The following is an 18581-nucleotide window of genomic DNA, read 5'->3' as shown; positions in this document are numbered from 1 at the left end:
ACGTCCGGACATCGGGCGGTCCGGTCGTGGCGTTCGCCACTGGAGCGGCGGCGAATGCGGCGCAGGAAAGCGCGGCGACGCAGAGAATTCGGTGCATAGGCGCAGCCTCTATCAGCCCTCTGACCTGGGGCAACGACCGACACGCGTGATCATTTACGCGTATCGGGAGGGATCGGCTGATGGTGTCCTTATCGCACACGGTGCACTCTTGATCAGGTAACGAATCTCTATCCGGGCTGCAATACAGGCAGTTGATCTGGAAAAATCCACCCTTACGACCCTAAGAAAGGCATTTCATGATCTCCCGGGCCAGGCAACTGGCGGCGGCCGCCCTGGGCGGCGCGCTGCTGTTGCTGCCTGCCTTCACGGGGATCGCGAACGCCGCGCCCACGAGCAGAGTCTTCGGCGTCACGCTGGCCAAGACCGCCGCCGACATGAAGAAGGTCGCCGACTACTGGCGTCCCGACCAGCTCAAGCAGGCCGACAGCTACAGCCCCGCCACGCCGGGCGCGCAGGCCGCCCCGACGTCCTCGGCGGGCGCCGCCTCCGGGCCCGCCTCGCCCGTGACGACGGTGCGGCGGACGTCCGCGACGCAGGGCCTGGCGCCGGCGCCGCCCAGGCGGGGCGGCGCCGGCAAGACCATGGGCAAGGTCTTCTTCAAGTTCGGCGCCAAGCAGTACTGGTGCTCGGCCAGTGCGGTCGCCGCCCGGAACCGCAGCGTCGTGGCCACGGCCGGCCACTGCGCGTACGACTCCCGCCAGGCCAAGGCCGCCGAATACTGGATCTTCGTCCCCAACCCCGGACCCAACGGCGAGACGCCCGACGGGATCTACGTGGGCGCCGCGCTCAGCATGCACGAGGACTGGTCCGGCAAGGGCGACTACGACTTCGACTACGCGTTCGTGACCGTCCACCGCGGGTTCGTCTGGGAGCAGGCCAAGGACGGCACGTACACGATGAAGGACGTCGGCCGGCTCCAGGACAACGTGGGCGGCCAGGGCCTGGAGATCAACAGGAAGCCGGCGGCCGCCACCATGACCGCGTTCGGCTTCCCGGCCGGCGTGCAGCCCGACGGCACGCGTCCGTTCGACGGCAAGACGCTGCGGACGTGCCAGGGCAGCGTCACGTACTGGACCGTGGCTCCCGCGCTCGACCTGCAGAAGGGCGTCCGGCTCCAGCCGTGCGCCTTCAGCCCCGGCGCCAGCGGCGGTCCCTGGCTGGTCGACTACGACGCGGCCCGCGGGCTCGGCAACCTGAACGGCGTCAACAGCCTGACCTGGAACAGGGACGCCAAGGGCGCCTACGACGCGGTGTCGTCGCCGTACTTCGACACGACCACCGCGGAGGTCTACCGACGCGCCGCCGCGCTCACCACACCGGGAAATGTGACGTAAGTCACATGCAACCAGGTGATCACGCGACGTGATCAGCTGATCCATTGATCTCGGTACGGTAACGGGGCCGCTTGGGAGCGCTGACACGATCTACCGAAAATTTCCAATCGCCCTGTCAGCGTTATAGGTTCCGGGTCGTCCGTTTGCTGAATTTCGGGGTGCAAGAGGCGCCTCCTGTCAGCGCAACCTGGAGTTACCTTGAAGCGAATCCTCCTCCCCGTCGGCGGCGCGGTCGTGGCGACCGGCCTTCTGGCCGCCGGGCTCTCCGCCACCGCCCAGGCCGACGGCGATGTCTCCCACGACCCGATGGCCGGCAACAACTCCCAGGCCGCCTCGATCGCCTCCTTCTGGATCGCCTCCAACGGCGCCGCCCTCCGCCAGGCCACGCAGTACACCTGGGACTCCAAGGAAGTGCGGAAGGTCGTCTCCAAGGGCGGCTACGACCCGGACGGCCGTCCCGGCATGACCGCGCCGACCGGCGCCCAGAAGGCCGGCGCGTCCCAGAACGTGAACCTGCCCAAGAGCATCGGCAAGGTCTTCTTCGTCGACGGCTCCGGCAAGTTCCGCTGGTGCTCGGCCACCTCCATCCAGTCGGGCAACCGCAACCTGGTCGCCACCGCCGGCCACTGCGCGTACGACACGGACAGCAACCGCGACACGCTGTCCAACTGGGTGTTCGTCCCGGGCTACTACCAGGGCAAGGCCCCCTGGGGCATCTACGTGGGCAAGCAGGCCTTCACCCACTACGACTTCGACAACTACGAGGACTACGACCGCGACTACGCGTTCGTCACCGTCTACAACGGCATCCAGTTCGACGGTGTGAAGCAGGTGGACCGCAAGGACTACGAGCGCTTCAGCGGCCCGAAGCGCGCCTGGGGCGGCCACTACTACATCCTGCTGTCCAAGGACGCCGGCCGGCTCGGCGACGCCGTGGGCGGCCAGGGCTTCGCCTGGAACCAGCCGACGGGCAAGTTCGTCCGCACCTTCGGCTACCCGGCGGCCCCGCACCCCGACGGCAGCAAGCCGTACAGCGGTGTCACGCCGAAGCACTGCTACGGCAAGACGACGGCCAAGGCCGTGGGCGCGTCCTGGCTCAAGATCGAGGAGCACGTCGGCCTGAAGTGCGCCGTGACCCCCGGCTACGACGGCGGACCGTGGCTGCTGAACTACAGCAACGCCAAGCGCCTCGGCTACGTGAACGGTGTCACCAGCACCTTCGCGGACCAGGACGGCAACGACCGCATCGACTACATCACCTCGCCGTACTTCGACGGCGAGACGGCGGCCGTGTACAAGGCGGCCACCAACTTCCCGTCCGGGAAGATCGTGGGGCCTAACGGAGAGCTCTACAAGTAAGCCCTCACCAGGGGAGAGAGGGCCCCGGCGTTGCTCCTTGCCGCCGGGGCCCTCACCTGTCCCCGCCCCCGTCGATCGACTTCGCCGGGGAAGGCGCTCCGCGCCCACAAGAGCTCAGGCTCCTTCTGATCAGGCGCCTGCCGGCGCACCCCCTCGCCTCCGGCACCATGGGCCTCCCACCGACGACGCCCAGCCGGCCACGACGGCCCTTGTACGGCCTCCCGAATCTGCAGCGTTTCGGGGCGTGATTCGCCAGCCCTTGTGGCGCAAGATGTCGGTATGACCGAGGACCAGGACGAGCCCGCGACCGCTCCCGCCCCGACGGCCCCGGAGGTCACGATCACCCTCGACCCCCACGTCAAGGCGTACGTCGACCGAGCGGTGGAGAACGGTGAGTTCGCATCCGTGTCCGCGGCCTTCAACGAGGCGATGCTGGAACGGATGCGCCGCCGCCCCCGCGTCCGCAGCTGGTGACCACGGGAGGCGCCCGTCACGGACGCAGGGCCGGCCCGCTGACTAGCGGACGGTGACGCGGTCGCCCGCCGGCGCCGCCACCGGCGAATGAGCGGCCAGGTAGCTCGCCAGCGCCCCGGTGTCGTCCGGCCCGCCGGTGTACGTGGTCGTCCCCTCCCAGCGCGGCCACCCGTCGAAGCCCGCGATGAGGCTCCAGGCGCCCGCGACCTTGATCTGCTGCGTGGCGCTCACCGGCACCCCGTCGAGCGTCATCGACATGACCTTCCCGCCGCCGAGGGTGTAGCGCAGCCCGGCGGACGGGGTCAGCACCCAGCCGGCCGGATTGGCAGTGGCCAGCAGAGCCTTGAGCTGGCCGCCGGTCATGGTCTGGACGTCGATGGCCAGCCCCGCGGGATGCACGTTCCACAGTTGCTCGAACCCGATCGGGCCGGTCGGCAGGTCCGCCTTGACGTCGTACCGGTTGACCAGCGCGACCTGCGCGCCGGAGCGCGCCCGCACCGACTCCAGCTGCGCGTCGGCCGCCAGCTCGGCCATCGGGCCGCCGGCGGCCGTACGGGTGACGGGCTCGGCGGCCTCGCCGAACGTCTCCCCGGACGGCGGGGTGTTGCACTTGAAGTAGTAGAGGACGTTGGACCGCAGGCCGTCGGGCTGGTTGATCTCGATCTGGACCGAGTAGTCACGTGAGTCCGGCGCCGACTCCCACGTGACGGTCTCCAGCAACGCCCGGTGGACGATCAGACGCTTGGCGGGCACGACGAGCGTCTTCCACTCCCCGGCGCCGACGAGGCGGTACTGGATCGTATGCTCGCCCGCCGGCAGCCCCTGGAAGTACCCGTGGACGTCGAAGCTGACCGGGCACTTCGACGCCGTGGTGCGTTCGAAGGCGATGGTCAGGCTGCCGACGTTCGCGGTGGCGTCCGAGGCGGCCTGCGCGCCCGTCGCGAGCACGCCCAGCATGAGGGCGCGCCAGCCCTCACGCGGAACCACGCGACACGAACGTCCCCCGCCCATGGACGACGACCAGCAGGCCGCGCTCCGCCAGATCCCTGACCGCACGCCGCACCGTCACCCGGGAGACGCCGTACTGGCTCGCCAGCTCCAGCTCGGCGGGCATCTTGGCGCCGGGAGCCAGCAGGCCGGAGGCGATGTCGTTCTCGACGTCCTCGGCCAGTTGCCGCCACACCAGGTTCGGCCCGACATGGTCGATGCGGTCGCTTTTGTCCACCAAGGCCATAGAAAAACACTAAGGGACGCAGAACCTACGAGGACAAATGACTACCTCATTCAAGGTATGGAGAGGTCCTATCATGTCTAGTGCTTGTATCTTCCAGGCGATCCCCCCGCGGGCCGCTGACGAGACGAAAGGAAGCACTCATGACAGACCTCTACGGCGGCAGCCTCGATGACGTGCCCTTCACCCAGCTTCGCGGCGGCGGCCCACAGGGCGAGCACATGGAGACCTGCGTCCTGATCGCCCAGATCCCCGGCATCGACGACGCCTACGCACTCCGCGACTCGAAGAACCCCGACGCCGGAACGCTCCGCTTCACCGGCACCGAGCTGCGCGCCGCCGGAATCGCCACGATCTAGCCGAGACAGGGACAGCCGACCCCTGCCCGAAACCCGGCCCCAAGGACCGAAACGAGCAGGGGCGGCCCCGCCGACCACGGGGAAGCACCATGCACTGGCACGCCTACCTGTGGACCGGCAACGGCGCCGAGCGCGGGAGAGAGGCCGAACGCCGCCCCGGCTCGCCCGGTTTCGCCACCTCGCCGCTTCCCCCGATGCGTACGGGCGACGTGCTCCCTCGATGCGTCGACGTGCAGTGGGGAGAATGGCTCCAGAGCGGCCGGTTCCTCACGATCGGCGTGATCTGCTGCCCGAACCGGCACGTCTCCCATCCATGCCCGATCAACCGCCCTCATGGACGAAGGCACCCTTCAGCCCCATAGCGCCCGATGTCTAGCATGAGAGCCATGCTGATCGACGCGGTGACCGAGATCCTTCGTGAGACCGCCGAGATCGCGATCCTCCCCCGGTTCCGCGCCCTCGCCGCCGGCGACGTCTCGGAGAAGACACCGGGCGAAGTGGTCACCGTGGCCGACCGCGAGGCCGAGGAGCTGATCAGCCGCCGCCTGCGCGACCTCCTGGACGTCCCCGTCGTCGGCGAGGAGGCGGCCTCCGCCGACCCCGCGCTCCTCTCCGCCCTGCACGACGCCCCCACCGCCTGGCTCGTCGACCCGCTGGACGGCACGGCCAACTTCGTCGCGGGACGCCCCGAGTACGCGGTGATGGCCGCCCTGGTCCGGGCGGGCCAGACGGTCGCGTCCTGGATCGTGCGACCAGCCGAGGACGACGTCTACGTCGCCGAGCTCGGCTCCGGAGCCTGGCGGAACGGCATCCCCGTCCACCGCTCCGCACCTCCCGCCGACCCCGCCCGGCTCCGCGGCGCCGCCCTCACCCGCTTCCTGGACGACGATGCCAAGGCCCACGTGACGGCCGCCGCTCCCCGCTTCGCCGCCCTCACCCCGGGGACGAAGTGCGCCGGGGTGGACTATCCCCGCCTCCTGAACGGCGACCAGGACTTCCTGCTGTTCCACCGGACGCTGCCCTGGGACCACGCGCCGGGCGTCCTGCTGCTGACGGAGGCCGGCGGCACCGCCCGCCATCTCGACGCCACCCCGTACAGCCCGTCCGTCCCCAAGCCGGGCCTGCTCAACGCAGCCGACGCGGCCTCCTGGCGGACGGTGCGCACCATCCTTCTCCCCTGACGCTCAGGGTCGCGCCTGCCGCCGGCCCTCGCTTCGCCATGCCCAAAAGCGACAAACACCCCAACTAGCCACATCGCACGCAGACCCTGTTGGGCCCGGATCCCCTACGAAATCGGGCAGATTGTCGAAACCTGAGGGATCCTGACGCGAACCTGAAGATCACCTGTGAACGACGGGCCGATTTAGACGGATGGGGCCCCAATCTGGTTCCTGTGATCTGAGTCACATTCATCCGGTCACGGAGAGCGACAGATCCCTAACGGAACTTTCGTCCCGGAGTACAGATTCCCTACAGGGCCAGCGAAAACATCTCTTTCCGGTAACATCACGCCAAAGCCTCTGACAGATAACAGCACGGTAACGGCGAAACGGGCCCTTACCGATCCCCTCAGAACGGCTTTCACCTGCGGAGATCACTGGCTATGTTCCTTGCTATCCCTTTACTGACGCATGGGACGCATGTTGCGACCCACGACAGACCAAGGAGCAGTTCCCTTGAAGCGCATCCTCATCCCCGCCGGTGGCGCCATCCTGGCTACCGGCCTCCTGGCCGCCGGCCTCGCCGGTACGGCCTCGGCCGACAGCGACATCTCCACCGACGCGATGGCGGCGAGCGCGGCCAACGCCAAGGCCATCGCCCAGTTCTGGGCCGAGAGCAACGGTGCCGCCCTCCGGGCCGCCACCGAGTCCAACGTCTGGGACAAGGCGGACGTCGCCAAGCTGCAGAGCAAGGGCGGCTACAGCGCCGACACCAAGCCGGGCACCACTGCCCCGATTGGTGAGGAGAAGAAGACCACCGCCAAGACGCAGAACGTCAACATGCCGAAGACCATCGGCAAGGTGTTCTTCGTCAACGGCAAGGGCGAGAAGAAGTGGTGCTCCGCCACCTCGCTCCAGTCGAAGTACCGCAACCTGGTCGCCACGGCCGGTCACTGCGTCTACGACACCGGCGCCAACGCCGATGTCATGTCCAAGTGGGTCTTCGTCCCCGGTTACTACCAGGGCAAGTCCCCCTGGGGCATCTACGTGGGCAAGCAGGCCTTCACCCACTACGACTTCGACGTGTACGAGGACTTCGACCGCGACTACGCGTTCGTGACCGTGTACAACGGCGTCCAGCTCGGCGCCGGCACCTCCAAGCAGGTCTCCAAGGCCGACTTCGACAAGTACCAGGGTGTCAAGGACGCCAAGGACGTCGAGATCAGCCGCGAGGAGTTCCGCAAGGGCAAGCTCGACCCCACCTCCACCGAGGCTTACTGGGTCAAGCGGGGCACCGCCCCTGAGGCGACCGGCCCCGACTTCCCCGGCGCCGAGGCCGGCAAGGTCGAGGTCAGCGAGAGCACCTACCGGGCCGCTCGGGTCGGCAAGGGCAACGGTTTCAAGTTCGGTGAGCCCGTCACCGAGATCGTGACCGACTCGCAGGCTTCCACCTACCTGGAGAACCAGAAGAAGGACGCCGCGAAGTACCCGGCCAAGGTCGTCAAGGACGCCCGCGGCAACTGGACCATCACGCACTTCTTCGTGCAGCAGTGGTACAAGCCGGGCTCGGACACCAAGTACTACAAGACCGTCTTCTTCATCATCGAAGGCTTCGCCAAGGACGCCGGTCGCCTCGGCGACAACGTCGGTGGCCAGGGCTTCGCGTGGAACCAGCCCACCGGCAAGGACGTCCGCGTGTTCGGCTACCCGGCCGCGCCGCACCCCGACGGCCACAAGAACTACACCGGCATCACGCCGAAGTGGTGCTACGGCAAGACCACCAAGAAGCTGGTCGGTTCGGCCGCCAAGAAGATCGAGGAGCACGTGGCGCTCAAGTGCGCCATGACCGAGGGCGCCGACGGTGGTCCTTGGCTCCTCAAGTACAGCAACGCCAAGCGCCTGGGCTACCTGAACGGTGTCACCAGCACCTTCAACGACCAGGACGGCAACAACCGCGTGGACTACATCTCCTCGCCGTACTTCGACGGTGAGACGAACGTCGTCTACAAGGCCGCCGCCAACGTTTGGTCCGGCAAGATCGTCTGATGACGGCTTCCGACGACCGGTCTTGACCGATCGCAGGACCGTCAGCAACCGAAGGGCTCGGCATCCGCCGGGCCCTTCGGCCTTTTCCGGGCCGGAAAGTGAAGGCGTTTGGACGCATGCGACGCCGAAACGGTGCCATCAACCCAATGTGATCTGCGTCACACTGCCCGAGCGAGCCGGATCAAGGGTGACCGCCTGGCCCGCCGGAACCGCTCACACCTTCTTTATGTTGATCAGGGCAAACAGCCTGAAGCCCGACTTCTGCCGACTCCTACGCAACAGGGACCTAAACATCACAGAACGATAACGCCCGGCTTGTCGCATCTTTTCCTCTCAAAGCGGCTACCGGATTTCAAGATCGACACTGTATGTTCCTGGCTATCCCTTTACTGACGCATGGGACGCAAGAGGCGTTCCACGACAGCGCAAGGAGTTACCTTGAAGCGCATCCTCCTCCCCGCCGGTGGCGCCCTGCTGGCCACCGGTCTGCTGGCTGCCGGCCTCGCCGGTGCCGCCCAGGCCGACCCGGACGTCGACGCCGCCGCTCTCGCTGCCAGCGAGCAGAAGGCCGCTGAGGTCCTGGACTTCTGGACCAAGTCCGACAACGCTGCCCTGAAGGGCGCTACGGCGTACTACTGGGACAACAAGGACGTCAAGAAGATCGTTCAGAAGGGTGGGTACGTCGCTGACGGCAAGCCCGGCCAGTCTGAGCCGATCGGCGCCGAGAAGACCACCACGGTCAAGTCCCAGAACGTGAACCTGCCGAAGTCCATCGGCAAGGTGTTCTTCGAGGGCCGCGACGGCAAGCTGTACTGGTGCTCCGGCACCTCGATCCAGTCCCAGTACCGCAACCTGGTTGCGACCGCTGGTCACTGCGTGTACGACATCGCCGCCAACGACGAGGTCGTCTCCCGCTGGGTCTTCGTCCCGGGTTACTACCAGGGCAAGGCTCCCTGGGGCATCTACGTGGGCAAGCAGGCCTTCACGCACTACGACTTCTCGAACTACGAGGACTTCGACCGCGACTACGCGTTCGTCACCGTGTACAACGGTGTCGGCGGCGTCCTCAACAAGGCGAAGCAGGTCACCAAGGCCGAGTTCGACGCCTACAAGGGCGAGAAGGAGCCCAAGGTCACCCAGGTGACCCGGGAAGAGTACGTCAAGGGCAAGCTCGACCCGAAGACCACCGAGTACTACTCGGTCGACCCGGGCAGCCGCGCTGAGAAGGTCGGCCCCGACTTCCCCGGCGCTGTTGTCGAAAAGGTCGAGGTCAGCAAGTCCACCTGGTGGAGGGCTCCCGTTGGCAAGGCCAACGGCGCCAAGTACGGCGAGCCGGAGACCTCGCAGGTCACCAAGCACGAGTACCTCAGCTACCGTGGCCCGGGCGAGAAGAACGTGGACTCCGCCGGCAACTACACCATCACGCGTTACTACACGCAGCAGTGGTACAAGCCGGGCACTGAGTTCAAGTTCCTCCGCACCGACTTCTTCATCTACGTTCACGAGATCAAGGACGTCGGCCGCCTGGGCGACAACGTCGGTGGCCAGGGCTTCGCCTGGAACCAGCCGACCGGCAAGTACGTCCGTACCTTCGGCTACCCCTTCGCCAAGCACCCCGACGGTTCGAAGCCCTACTCCGGCGTGACGCCGAAGTGGTGCTACGGCAAGACCGGTGCGAAGGCCACCAAGGTTCCGAGCCTGAAGATCGAAGAGCACATCTCGCTGAAGTGCGCCGTCACCGGCGGCTACAACGGCGCCCCGTGGCTCCTCAAGTACAGCAACGCCAAGCGCATGGGCTACGTCAACGGCGTGACCAGCGTTCTGTACGACACGGACGGCAACGACCGCTGGGACTACATGTCCTCGCCGTACTTCGATGGTGAGACCAACGCGGTCTACTCCTCGGCGGCGAAGGTGTGGTCGGGCAGCCTCATCCCGAAGGCCGACAGCTGATCTTCGGTATGACACCGAGTTGAGGGTCCAAACCTCCGCTCACCCCTGCTTTACCCGAAGGGCTCGGCATCTGCCGGGCCCTTCGGCCTTTCCGGCGTCAAACCGAGAAGAACCCTTACCAGAGTGACTTAAGGGTCGATAGGGTTTTGACGCCCTTCTTGACAACCCGTGTGGAGCCTCCCTTGAAGCGCCTGCTCATCCCCCTCGCTGCTGCCAGCTTGAGCGCCGCCGCGCTTGCCGTCCCCGCCGACGCCAACCCTCATTGGGTCACCGACGACCTGACCGCCAAGCCCTCGGACGCCTACAGCGCCGCGTACTTCTGGCTCGACGCCAACGGCGCCGCGCTGCGCAAGGCGACGGAGTACCAGTGGGACGCCAAGGACGTCACCAAGCTGGTCGCGGCCCGCGGCGAGGAGAACGCCGCGCCCGACGGCAAGCCCGGGCTGACCGCCCCCACCGGCGCCCCGAAGCCCAGCGCGAGCAAGAACGTCAACCTGCCCAAGACCATCGGCAAGGTCTTCTTCGTCGACAGCGCGGGCAAGTACCGCTGGTGCTCGGCGACCTCGATCCAGTCGCGGAACAGGAACCTGGTGGCGACCGCCGGCCACTGCGTCTACGAGACCGGCAAGGACGTCTACAGCAAGTGGGTCTTCGTGCCCGGCTACTACCAGGGCAAGTCCCCCTGGGGCGTCTACGTCGGCGCCTACGCCTTCACCGCGTACGACCTCGACACCTACGACGACTACGACGGGGACTTCGCCTTCGTCGCCGTGCACAACGGTTTCACCCTGGCGGGCGAGAAGCAGGTGGAGGCCAAGGAGTTCAAGGCGTGGGGGGGCGACAAGTGGATCAAGCCCCGCGAGATCGACGCCAAGGAGTTCGAGAAGTGCCTGCTGAACCTCGGCGACTGCTGGTCCGAGGGCGAGGACAAGCCGGCCGACGTCGTCGGGCCTGACTATCCGAACGCCGTGCTGGAGAAGGTCGAGGTCGGCGAGGAGGCGTACAAGGCCGCCAAGGTCGGCAAGGGGAACGGCTACAAGTTCGGCGAGCCGGTCGTCGAGCAGGTCACCAAGACCCAGCTGGACGCCTACAAGGGGCTCGGCAAGAAGGGCACCGACAAGTTCGGCAACTTCACGATCACCCACTTCTACACGCAGAAGTGGGTGAAGCCCGGCACCTCGCGGAAGTACTTCATGCCGGAGTACGTCATCGGCGTCGCCAAGGACATGGGCCGGCTCGGGGACGTCGTCGGCGGGCAGGGCTTCGCGTGGAACCAGCCGCGCGGCCAGAAGGTCACTGTCTTCGGCTACCCCGCCGCCCGGCACCCCGACGGCGACAAGCCCTACACCGGCGTGACCCCCAAGTGGTGCTCCGGCAAGACCGGCACCAAGACGTACCAGGTCAACACCTTCAGGGTCGAGGAGCACCAGGTGCTCAAGTGCTCCATGACCGCCGGCGCCGACGGCGGCCCCTGGCTCATGAAGTACGACAACGGCAAGCGCACCGGTTACGTCAACGGCGTGACGAGCATGTTCCACGACCAGGACGGCAACGACCGGATCGACTTCGTCAGCTCCGCCTACTTCGACGGCGAGGTGGCCGACGTCTACAACAAGGCCAACTACGCCGAGACCAAGAGCATCGTCGGCCCGAACGGCGAACTGCTCAAGTAGGACCACCGGTGAAGCCCCGGACCGCCGAAGAGGCGGCCCGGGGCTTCGCCCGTCCCGGGGCCGTCACACGGACGTGAGCTCGCGCGTACGCTCGCGCAACGCCATGACGGCCCGCTCGTGCTTGTAGGGCTCCAGCCGCCGCCGCAGGTCGGCCGCGTACGACCGGGACCGCGCCGACTGCAGCTCTCCGGCCAGAGCCAGCGCGTTGCCCGCCGCCTGGCACGCCTCCTCCAGCTCGCCGCACTCCAGCAACCCGGCCGCCAGCAGCGACAGGTTGAACATGCGCCCCCGCACGTACCGGGTGTCCATGTCGAGGGAGCGCCGCGCCAGCCGCACCGTGCGCTCACCCTCCCCCAGGTCGCGGAAGCAGTGGGCGAACTTGGCCGACAGGTAGGCCTCGTCGAAGTAGCTGAGCCAGCGCGGCTCCTCGGTGGGCCTGCGGGCGTCGAAGGCGAGCTCGGCCTGGTGCAGTGAGGCCCCGCAGGACCTGGGGTCGCCGAGGCCCGCGTGCGCGTGGGCCTCCAGCACCTGCGCGGAGGCCAGCAGGGTCTGGACGCCGGCCCGCCGGGCCGCGAGCTGGGCGGCCCTGGCCAGGTCGAGGGCGTGGGCCGGCTGGCCCATGTAGATGGCCTGATGGGCCATGCCGGCCAGGATCTCGCCGCCCAGGGTGTGGTCGTCGGCGCCCCTGGCCAGGCGGAGGGCCTGGATGAGGTAGCGCTGGGCCAGGCCGTGCTGCTCCATGTCGTAGGCCATCCAGCCGGCCAGGCGGGTCAGCTCGGCGGCCGCGGCGGCCAGCTGCTTGCCGGTGGACTCGCCGTAGCTGCCGTCCTTGAGCAGGGGGGAGACGGCGGTGTCGAGGTACTTCACGACGGACGAGCGGACCCGGCCGCTGCCGAAGCGGTTGTCGAGCTCGCCGAAGGACCGGGTCACCTCGTGGATCGCGGCGATGTCGGCCCTGCCCACCCGGCGCGCTCCGGTGCCGCTGGGACGCCCTTCGGGAGGCGCCGTCAGCCAGCGTATGGCTCCGACGGATCCTGCTCCGATCGCGAAGGTGGAGTCGATCAGAAACCTCCGTCTCTCCACGTCGGCCCGCCACAACGCCGTCACGGTCGCGACCCCCTCCTGCCACGTGTGGGTGAACTCCTGCCCGAGGTCGAGGGGCGTGATGTTGGTCGGCATGCCCAGATCCTCCGAGCTCACCGGGCGGCCGAGCCGCAGCGCGAATATCTCTGTGAGCAGGCACGGGACGGGATCCCGTGGCTTCTGGCCCCCGATCCACCGCAGCACGGAGCTGTGGTCGTACTTCAGCCCGGGGGTGCCGCGCGCGGCACCCAGGTCGTTGAGGCGCCTGGCCAATCCCTTGTGGGAGAAACCCGCCTCCGCGATGAGCTGCTGCAGCAGTCGGTTAGGCTCGCGTTCCATCGCTCTCCTCGTCACAGGAGTCGGCGCCCACATCCTTACAGAGCGCTATTTTTATAGCACGTTGTGTAAAGGCTTTTCGGCAGTTCCCAAAGGTCACGCGAACTCCATCGCAGTCCCCTCGCCAGCCCTGCTCGGGATCAGGATCTGGATCCGGCTCACCTGGACGGGGAGCTCATCTACCCATGCCTCGGGCGGGAAACCGCAATGCCTGCTGACCTGCGCGGAAGCGGGAAAACAAGCGAGCGGGGGCCGATCGGCCCCCGCTCGTGACGGTGGATCAGGCGCGCGCGACGCCGTCGGCGCGGGCCTGGGCGGCCACGGCGGCGGTCACCGCGGGGGCCACCCGCCGGTCGAACGGGCTCGGGATGACGTACGTGGCCGAGAGGTCGTCGCCGACGACGGCGGCCAGCGCCTCGGCGGCGGCCACCTTCATGTTCTCGGTGATCGTCGTGGCCCGCACGTCGAGGGCGCCACGGAAGACCCCCGGGAAGGCCAGGACGTTGTTGATCTGGTTGGGGAAGTCGGAGCGCCCGGTGGCGACCACCCTGGCGTGCCGGGCGGCCACCTCGGGATGGACCTCCGGGGTGGGGTTGGACAGCGCGAAGACGATGGCGTCGGGCGCCATGGACGCGATGGCCGCCTCGGAGACGGTCGAGCCGGACAGCCCGAGGAAGACGTCGGCGCCGGCCAGGGCCTCCTCGGTGGAGCCGGTGTGGCCGGCCCGGTTGGTCTCGCGGGCCAGGGCCTCCTTGACCGGGTTGAGCCCTTCGCGGCCCTCGTAGATCATGCCCTTGGAGTCGGCGACCGCGATGTCGCCGATGCCGGCGTTCAGCAGGATGCGGGTGACGGCGACGCCGGACGCGCCCGCGCCGGCCACGACGGCGCGCAGGTCGCCGAGCGCGCGGCCGGTCAGGCGGGCGGCGTTCCGCAGGGCGGCCAGGGCGACGATGGCGGTGCCGTGCTGGTCGTCGTGGAAGACCGGGATGTCGAGCAGGTCGCGCAGGCGGTCTTCGACCTCGAAGCAGCGCGGGGCGCTGATGTCCTCCAGGTTGACGCCGCCGAACGACGGCGCGAGGCGCACGACGGTCTCGACGAGCGCGTCGACGTCGGTGCAGTCGAGGCAGATCGGGACGGCGTCGACGTTGCCGAACTCCTTGAACAGCAGCGCCTTGCCCTCCATGACCGGCATGGCGGCCGACGGCCCGATGTCGCCCAGGCCGAGCACGGCGGTGCCGTCGGTGACGACGGCGACCACGTTGGAGACCCAGGTGTAGTCGTTGACCAGCGAAGGCGTCTCGGCGATGGCGGTGCAGACCCGGGCGACGCCGGGCGTGTAGGCGAGCGACAGGTCGTCGGCGTCGCGGACGGGAATGGTCGAGCGGACCTCCAGCTTGCCCCCGCGGTGGAGCGCGAAGGCCGGATCGAGGTCGAGCGGTTCGACGGAAGCAGAAGCGGGCGTGGCAGACACAGCGACCCCTGTATTCATCGGAGCGGAGCGGAAGAGACCTTCGGCGTACGAGCGCGAGTGGGCTGGCTTCGGTAGCTGCCAAGCTCCCCCTCGTCGGTCGTCTCTGAGGGGTTACGGGGGTCACCCGTCTCCCCATAGTGCCACATGGTGAGATGGTCGATGGTGTCGGAGCCGACGCCGTTCCGTTGACGCATTGTTAAACGCGGGATGACGGACCGCAGCTAAACCCCCTTTAAACTGCACAAAACGCAAGTTACGTGGCATAACTCTTTCGAGGAGGCCGTACATGGCCCTCAGCCCCAAGGGCCGCCGTGGCTACGCTGTCGGCGCGCTCGCCCTGACCGCCGCTCTCGCCCTCAGCGCCTGTGGCAGCGACACCGGAGGCTCCTCCGGCAGCACGACCGGCGCGAGCACCTCCGCGGCCGGCGGCGTGAAGCTCGTCCAGCCCGGCAAGCTCACGGTCTGCACGAACATCCCGTACGAGCCGTTCCAGTTCAAGGACGACAGCGGCAAGATCGTCGGGTTCGACGTGGACATCGTCGACCTCGCCGCGAAGAAGCTCGGCGTGACCCAGAACATCGTGGACATCGACTTCGCGGTGATCAAGAGTGGCGCCGCCATGGCCGCGGGCAAGTGCGACGTGGCCGCCGCCGGCATGACGATCACCGACGAGCGCAAGCAGAACATCGACTTCTCCGAGCCCTACTTCGACGCCACCCAGGCGCTGCTGGCCAAGAAGGGCTCGGGCGCCAAGTCCCTCGAGGACGTCAAGGCCAAGAACCTCAAGCTGGGCGCGCAGGCCAGCACGACCGGCCTCGACTACGTCAAGAAGCAGGGCTTCAACCCCACCGAGTACGCCGACTCGGCCAAGGAGCTGCTGGCCCTGCAGGCCGGGCAGGCCGACGTGATCGTCCAGGACCTCCCCGTGGTGCTGACCTGGCTGAAGAAGCCCGAGATCGCCGAGAAGTTCGAGCTGATCGCCAGCCTGGACACCGGTGAGCAGTACGGCATCGGCCTGAAGAAGGGCGCCGACCCGACCCTGCTCAAGACGATCAACGAAGAGATCACCAAGGCCAAGCAGGACGGCAACTACGAGAAGATCTACGTGAAGTGGTTCGGCAAGAAGCCCGGCGAGCTGGGCTGATCCATGGCTGACCAGCCGAAGACCGCTGAGCCCGGCCGGGCCGGGCTCAGCCCTCGGAAGAAACAGCGGATCACGCGGGCCGTCCAGTACGTCGTGCTGGCCGCCGCGCTCGTCGCTGTCGTCCTGTACGCCGACTGGGCCAGTCTCGCCCAGAACTTCGCCAAGGTCGACGTGGCCAAGCAGGCGCTGCCCGACCTGTTCACGGTCGCGCTGCGCAACACGATCATCTACACGGTGGGCGGTTTCGTCTTCGCGTTCGTGCTCGGGCTGCTGCTCGCGCTCATGCGGTTGTCGCAGGTGCGGCCGTACCGGTGGATCGCGGGTGTCTACATCGAGATCTTCCGCGGCCTGCCGGCGCTGCTCATCTTCCTGATGATCACCTTCCTGCCGCTGGCGCTGCCCGGGTTCGAGGTGCCGTTCGGCACGTACGGACAGGGCATCCTGGGCCTCGGCCTGGTCGGCGCCGCCTACCAGGCGGAGGTCTTCCGGGCGGGCCTGCAGGCGGTCCCCAAGGGCCAGACGGAGGCCGCCAGGTCGCTCGGCATGTCCGCGACCCGGGCACAGGTGACGGTGGTCATCCCGCAGGCCATCCGCATGGTGATCCCGCCGACCACCAACCAGTTCGTGTCCCTGCTCAAGGACTCCTCGCTGGTGCTGTTCCTGGGCGTCTCCGGCGAGTACGTCGAGCTGGCCAAGTTCGGCAACGACCTGGCCTCCCAGTACGCCAACGCCACGCCCATCATGGTCGCCGGCGTGACGTACCTGATCGTCACGATCCCGCTGGGCTACCTCGCGTCCCGGCTTGAGGGGCGTAAGCGGAGGAGCCAATGACGCACGCCATCGAGCTACGCGGACTGCACAAGTACTTCGGCAGGAACGAAGTGCTCAAGGGCATCGACATGACGGTCGAGCCGGGCCAGGTGGTGTGCGTCATCGGGCCGTCCGGCTCGGGCAAGTCCACGCTGCTGCGCTGCGTGAACCTGCTGGAGGAGCCCACCAAGGGCAAGGTCTACGTGCAGGGCGTGGAGGTGACCGACCCCGACGTGGACATCGACGCCGTACGACGCCGCATCGGGATGGTCTTCCAGCAGTTCAACCTGTTCCCGCACATGACCGCGCTGCAGAACGTCATGATCGCGCAGCAGCGGGTGCTGAAGCGCGGCAGGCGGGAGGCCGAGGTCGTGGCCCGGGAGAACCTGGAGAAGGTGGGCGTCGGCGCCAAGTGCGACTCCTACCCCACCCAGCTCTCCGGCGGGCAGCAGCAGCGGGTGGCCATCGCCAGGGCGCTGGCCATGAACCCCGACCTGATGCTGTTCGACGAGCCCACCTCGGCGCTCGACCCGGAGCTGGTCGGCGACGTGCTCACGGTCATGCGCAAGCTGGCCGAGGAGGGCATGACCATGCTCGTGGTCACCCACGAGATGGGCTTCGCCCGCCAGGTGGCCGACCGGGTGGTCTTCATGGACGGCGGCGTCGTCGTCGAGGACGGCGAGCCCGCCCAGGTGATCGGCGACCCGCGGCACGAGCGCACCCGCACGTTCCTGCACCGGGTCCTGCACCCGGAGGAGTGAGCCGTCCGGGCCCCCGGAGGTGCCGGGGGCCCGGCGACTCGTGTAATACTCCCGCATGGACCTGACCTCTTACGCAGAGTGGGCGGTCCGCCTGATCAACGATCCCGCCCCTCCCTCGGAGCTGACCGCCCTGCGCGCCGAGCTGGCCGCCGTGTTCGACGTCGCGGGCGACGCGCGCGCGGTGGCCGAGCGCCTCAACGCCCTGCTCGTGCGCTATCCGGTGCACCCGCGGCTGTCGGACCACGACGGCCAGGGCTGGCACCTCCACCTGGCCGAGGACTCCGCCGCCAGCGCGGTGATGGGCCTGGCGGCCGTCGTCGCCGAGGTGGGCGCCGACCGGCTGGGCCGCTGCCACGAACCGCGCTGCGCCCGCGCCTTCCTCGACACCTCCTCCAACCGCTCCCGCCGCTACTGCTCGCCCCGCTGCGCCACGCGCGCCAACGTGGCGGCCTACCGGCGCCGCAGGAGCGCCCAGGAGGGCTGAGAGGTCACCTGCGGCGCACCAGCGGCCAGTAGCGCAGCACGACGCGCCCGACGATCTCCTCGACCGGCCCGAAGTCCCAGCTGTCGCGGCGCCCGCCGGCGCGCTGGTTGTCGCTCTCCAGCCACCAGCCCCCCTCGCCGTGCCACTGGGCGCGTTTCACGATGAGCTGATCGGGGTCGCCGGGCAGCCGGGCCACGACGAGGTCACCCGGATGGACGGCGGCTCCCCGGCGGACCAGGAGCCAGTCGCCGGGGACCAGCGCGGGACGCATCGAATCGCCCTCGACACGCACTCTCATGGGCAGAGACCCCCTACTCCGCAGGCGTTGGGACCCGAGTAAGGTCGGTTGTGGACCAAGCTGATTCAGCATCAAGGAAGGACTTTCTGATGCTCGCACGACTGCTACGACCCAAGCATGTCGCTTCCGCCCACTGCGACCTGCCCTGTGGGGTCTACGACCCCGCCCAGGCCCGGATCGAGGCCGAGTCGGTCAAGGCGATCATGGAGAAGTACGAGGCCAGCGACGACCCGGTCTTCCGTACCCGCGCGCTCATCATCAAGGAGCAGCGGGCCGAGCTGGTCAAGCACCACCTGTGGGTGCTCTGGACCGACTACTTCAAGCCGCCGCACCTGGAGCAGTACCCCCAGCTGCACCAGCTCTTCTGGGAGGCCACCAAGCTGGCGGGCGCCGCGGCCGCCAAGGGCACCGTCGACGGCGGCAAGGCCGACGAGCTCCTGGCCAAGATCGACGAGATCTCCAAGATCTTCTGGGAGACCAAGGCCGCCTAAACGGCACAAAAGGCTCTGTGCGGTCCAGACCGCACAGAGCCTTTTCCGTTGATG

Annotated in this window: 18 protein-coding genes; 13 read left to right on the top strand and 5 right to left on the bottom strand. The window is 68.0% G+C overall.

The window, feature by feature from the left end; all coding sequences use genetic code 11:
- The first annotated feature begins 296 nt into the window (after positions 1–296).
- From ACNF49_RS11390 to ACNF49_RS11380, 3 genes are all read left to right on the top strand, one after another.
- A complete protein-coding gene (locus ACNF49_RS11390; protein ID WP_482943641.1) occupies positions 297–1394 on the top strand; it encodes a trypsin-like serine peptidase in 1098 nt (365 codons plus the stop codon).
- Positions 1395–1592: 198 nt separating this feature from the next.
- Positions 1593–2753 (top strand): trypsin-like serine peptidase, encoded by a 1161-nt coding sequence (locus ACNF49_RS11385; protein ID WP_482943640.1) that lies wholly within the window; start codon positions 1593–1595, stop codon positions 2751–2753.
- Between the two features lie 279 nt (positions 2754–3032).
- A complete protein-coding gene (locus ACNF49_RS11380) occupies positions 3033–3227 on the top strand; it encodes a hypothetical protein (RefSeq protein ID WP_482943639.1) in 195 nt (64 codons plus the stop codon).
- 42 nt (positions 3228–3269) lie between these two features.
- On the opposite strand, the gene ACNF49_RS11375 is transcribed toward ACNF49_RS11380, so the two are convergent.
- Entirely contained in the window at positions 3270–4214 is a 945-nt protein-coding gene (locus ACNF49_RS11375; protein ID WP_482943638.1) for a 5'-nucleotidase C-terminal domain-containing protein, read from the bottom strand.
- Complete coding sequence (locus tag ACNF49_RS11370) at positions 4201–4452, bottom strand: GntR family transcriptional regulator (protein ID WP_482943637.1); 252 nt, start codon at positions 4450–4452, stop codon at positions 4201–4203. Before ACNF49_RS11370 ends, ACNF49_RS11375 begins: the two co-directional genes overlap by 14 nt.
- Before the next feature lie 149 nt (positions 4453–4601).
- On the opposite strand from ACNF49_RS11370, the gene ACNF49_RS11365 reads away from it, so the two are divergent.
- The 5 genes from ACNF49_RS11365 (at position 4602) to ACNF49_RS11345 (ending at position 11649) form a co-directional block, all read left to right on the top strand.
- The gene (locus ACNF49_RS11365) at positions 4602–4817 is read left to right on the top strand and encodes a DUF397 domain-containing protein (protein ID WP_357984996.1); all 216 of its coding nucleotides are present in this window, start codon (positions 4602–4604) and stop codon (positions 4815–4817) included.
- A gap of 386 nt (positions 4818–5203) precedes the next feature.
- On the top strand, positions 5204–5998 hold the full coding sequence (locus tag ACNF49_RS11360) for an inositol monophosphatase family protein (RefSeq protein ID WP_482943636.1): 795 nt from the start codon (positions 5204–5206) through the stop codon (positions 5996–5998).
- 495 nt (positions 5999–6493) lie between these two features.
- Positions 6494–8023 (top strand): trypsin-like serine peptidase, encoded by a 1530-nt coding sequence (locus tag ACNF49_RS11355; protein ID WP_357985002.1) that lies wholly within the window; start codon positions 6494–6496, stop codon positions 8021–8023.
- Between the two features lie 438 nt (positions 8024–8461).
- Complete coding sequence (locus ACNF49_RS11350; RefSeq protein ID WP_357985005.1) at positions 8462–9976, top strand: trypsin-like serine peptidase; 1515 nt, start codon at positions 8462–8464, stop codon at positions 9974–9976.
- A 182-nt stretch (positions 9977–10158) separates the two neighbouring features.
- Positions 10159–11649, top strand: coding sequence for a trypsin-like serine peptidase (locus ACNF49_RS11345; RefSeq protein WP_357985009.1), 1491 nt, complete (start codon positions 10159–10161; stop codon positions 11647–11649).
- A 63-nt stretch (positions 11650–11712) separates the two neighbouring features.
- Here ACNF49_RS11345 and ACNF49_RS11340 read toward each other — a convergent pair whose 3' ends face one another.
- Positions 11713–13071: an NsdA family TPR-like regulatory protein gene (locus tag ACNF49_RS11340; protein ID WP_357985012.1), complete on the bottom strand. Its 1359-nt coding sequence runs from the start codon at positions 13069–13071 to the stop codon at positions 11713–11715.
- 277 nt (positions 13072–13348) lie between these two features.
- Positions 13349–14557 carry an NAD(P)-dependent malic enzyme gene (locus ACNF49_RS11335; RefSeq protein ID WP_357985015.1) on the bottom strand — a complete coding sequence of 403 codons (1209 nt, stop codon included), beginning with the start codon at positions 14555–14557 and terminating at the stop codon, positions 13349–13351.
- 268 nt (positions 14558–14825) lie between these two features.
- On the opposite strand from ACNF49_RS11335, the gene ACNF49_RS11330 reads away from it, so the two are divergent.
- The 4 genes from ACNF49_RS11330 to ACNF49_RS11315 are packed head-to-tail and all read left to right on the top strand — an operon-like array spanning position 14826 to position 17738.
- Positions 14826–15683: an ABC transporter substrate-binding protein gene (locus ACNF49_RS11330; RefSeq protein ID WP_482943635.1), complete on the top strand. Its 858-nt coding sequence runs from the start codon at positions 14826–14828 to the stop codon at positions 15681–15683.
- Between the two features lie 3 nt (positions 15684–15686).
- Positions 15687–16514 (top strand): amino acid ABC transporter permease, encoded by an 828-nt coding sequence (locus tag ACNF49_RS11325; RefSeq protein ID WP_482943634.1) that lies wholly within the window; start codon positions 15687–15689, stop codon positions 16512–16514.
- Positions 16511–17254 carry an amino acid ABC transporter ATP-binding protein gene (locus ACNF49_RS11320; protein WP_482943633.1) on the top strand — a complete coding sequence of 248 codons (744 nt, stop codon included), beginning with the start codon at positions 16511–16513 and terminating at the stop codon, positions 17252–17254. Before ACNF49_RS11325 ends, ACNF49_RS11320 begins: the two co-directional genes overlap by 4 nt.
- 55 nt (positions 17255–17309) lie before the next feature.
- A complete protein-coding gene (locus ACNF49_RS11315) occupies positions 17310–17738 on the top strand; it encodes a CGNR zinc finger domain-containing protein (protein ID WP_482943632.1) in 429 nt (142 codons plus the stop codon).
- A 4-nt stretch (positions 17739–17742) separates the two neighbouring features.
- Here the strand turns inward: ACNF49_RS11315 and ACNF49_RS11310 are convergent, their stop codons facing one another.
- On the bottom strand, positions 17743–18036 hold the full coding sequence (locus tag ACNF49_RS11310) for a S24 family peptidase (RefSeq protein WP_352331378.1): 294 nt from the start codon (positions 18034–18036) through the stop codon (positions 17743–17745).
- Positions 18037–18125: 89 nt separating this feature from the next.
- Here ACNF49_RS11310 and sodN point away from each other — a divergent pair, with 89 nt between their 5' ends.
- The gene (gene sodN, locus ACNF49_RS11305; protein ID WP_352331376.1) at positions 18126–18527 is read left to right on the top strand and encodes a superoxide dismutase, Ni; all 402 of its coding nucleotides are present in this window, start codon (positions 18126–18128) and stop codon (positions 18525–18527) included.
- The last annotated feature ends 54 nt before the right edge of the window (positions 18528–18581 follow it).

The organism is Actinomadura sp. ATCC 39365, from assembly GCF_054392275.1.
The sequence above is the reverse complement of the archived record's forward strand: the minus strand, read 5'-3'. Positions and strand labels throughout refer to the sequence as shown.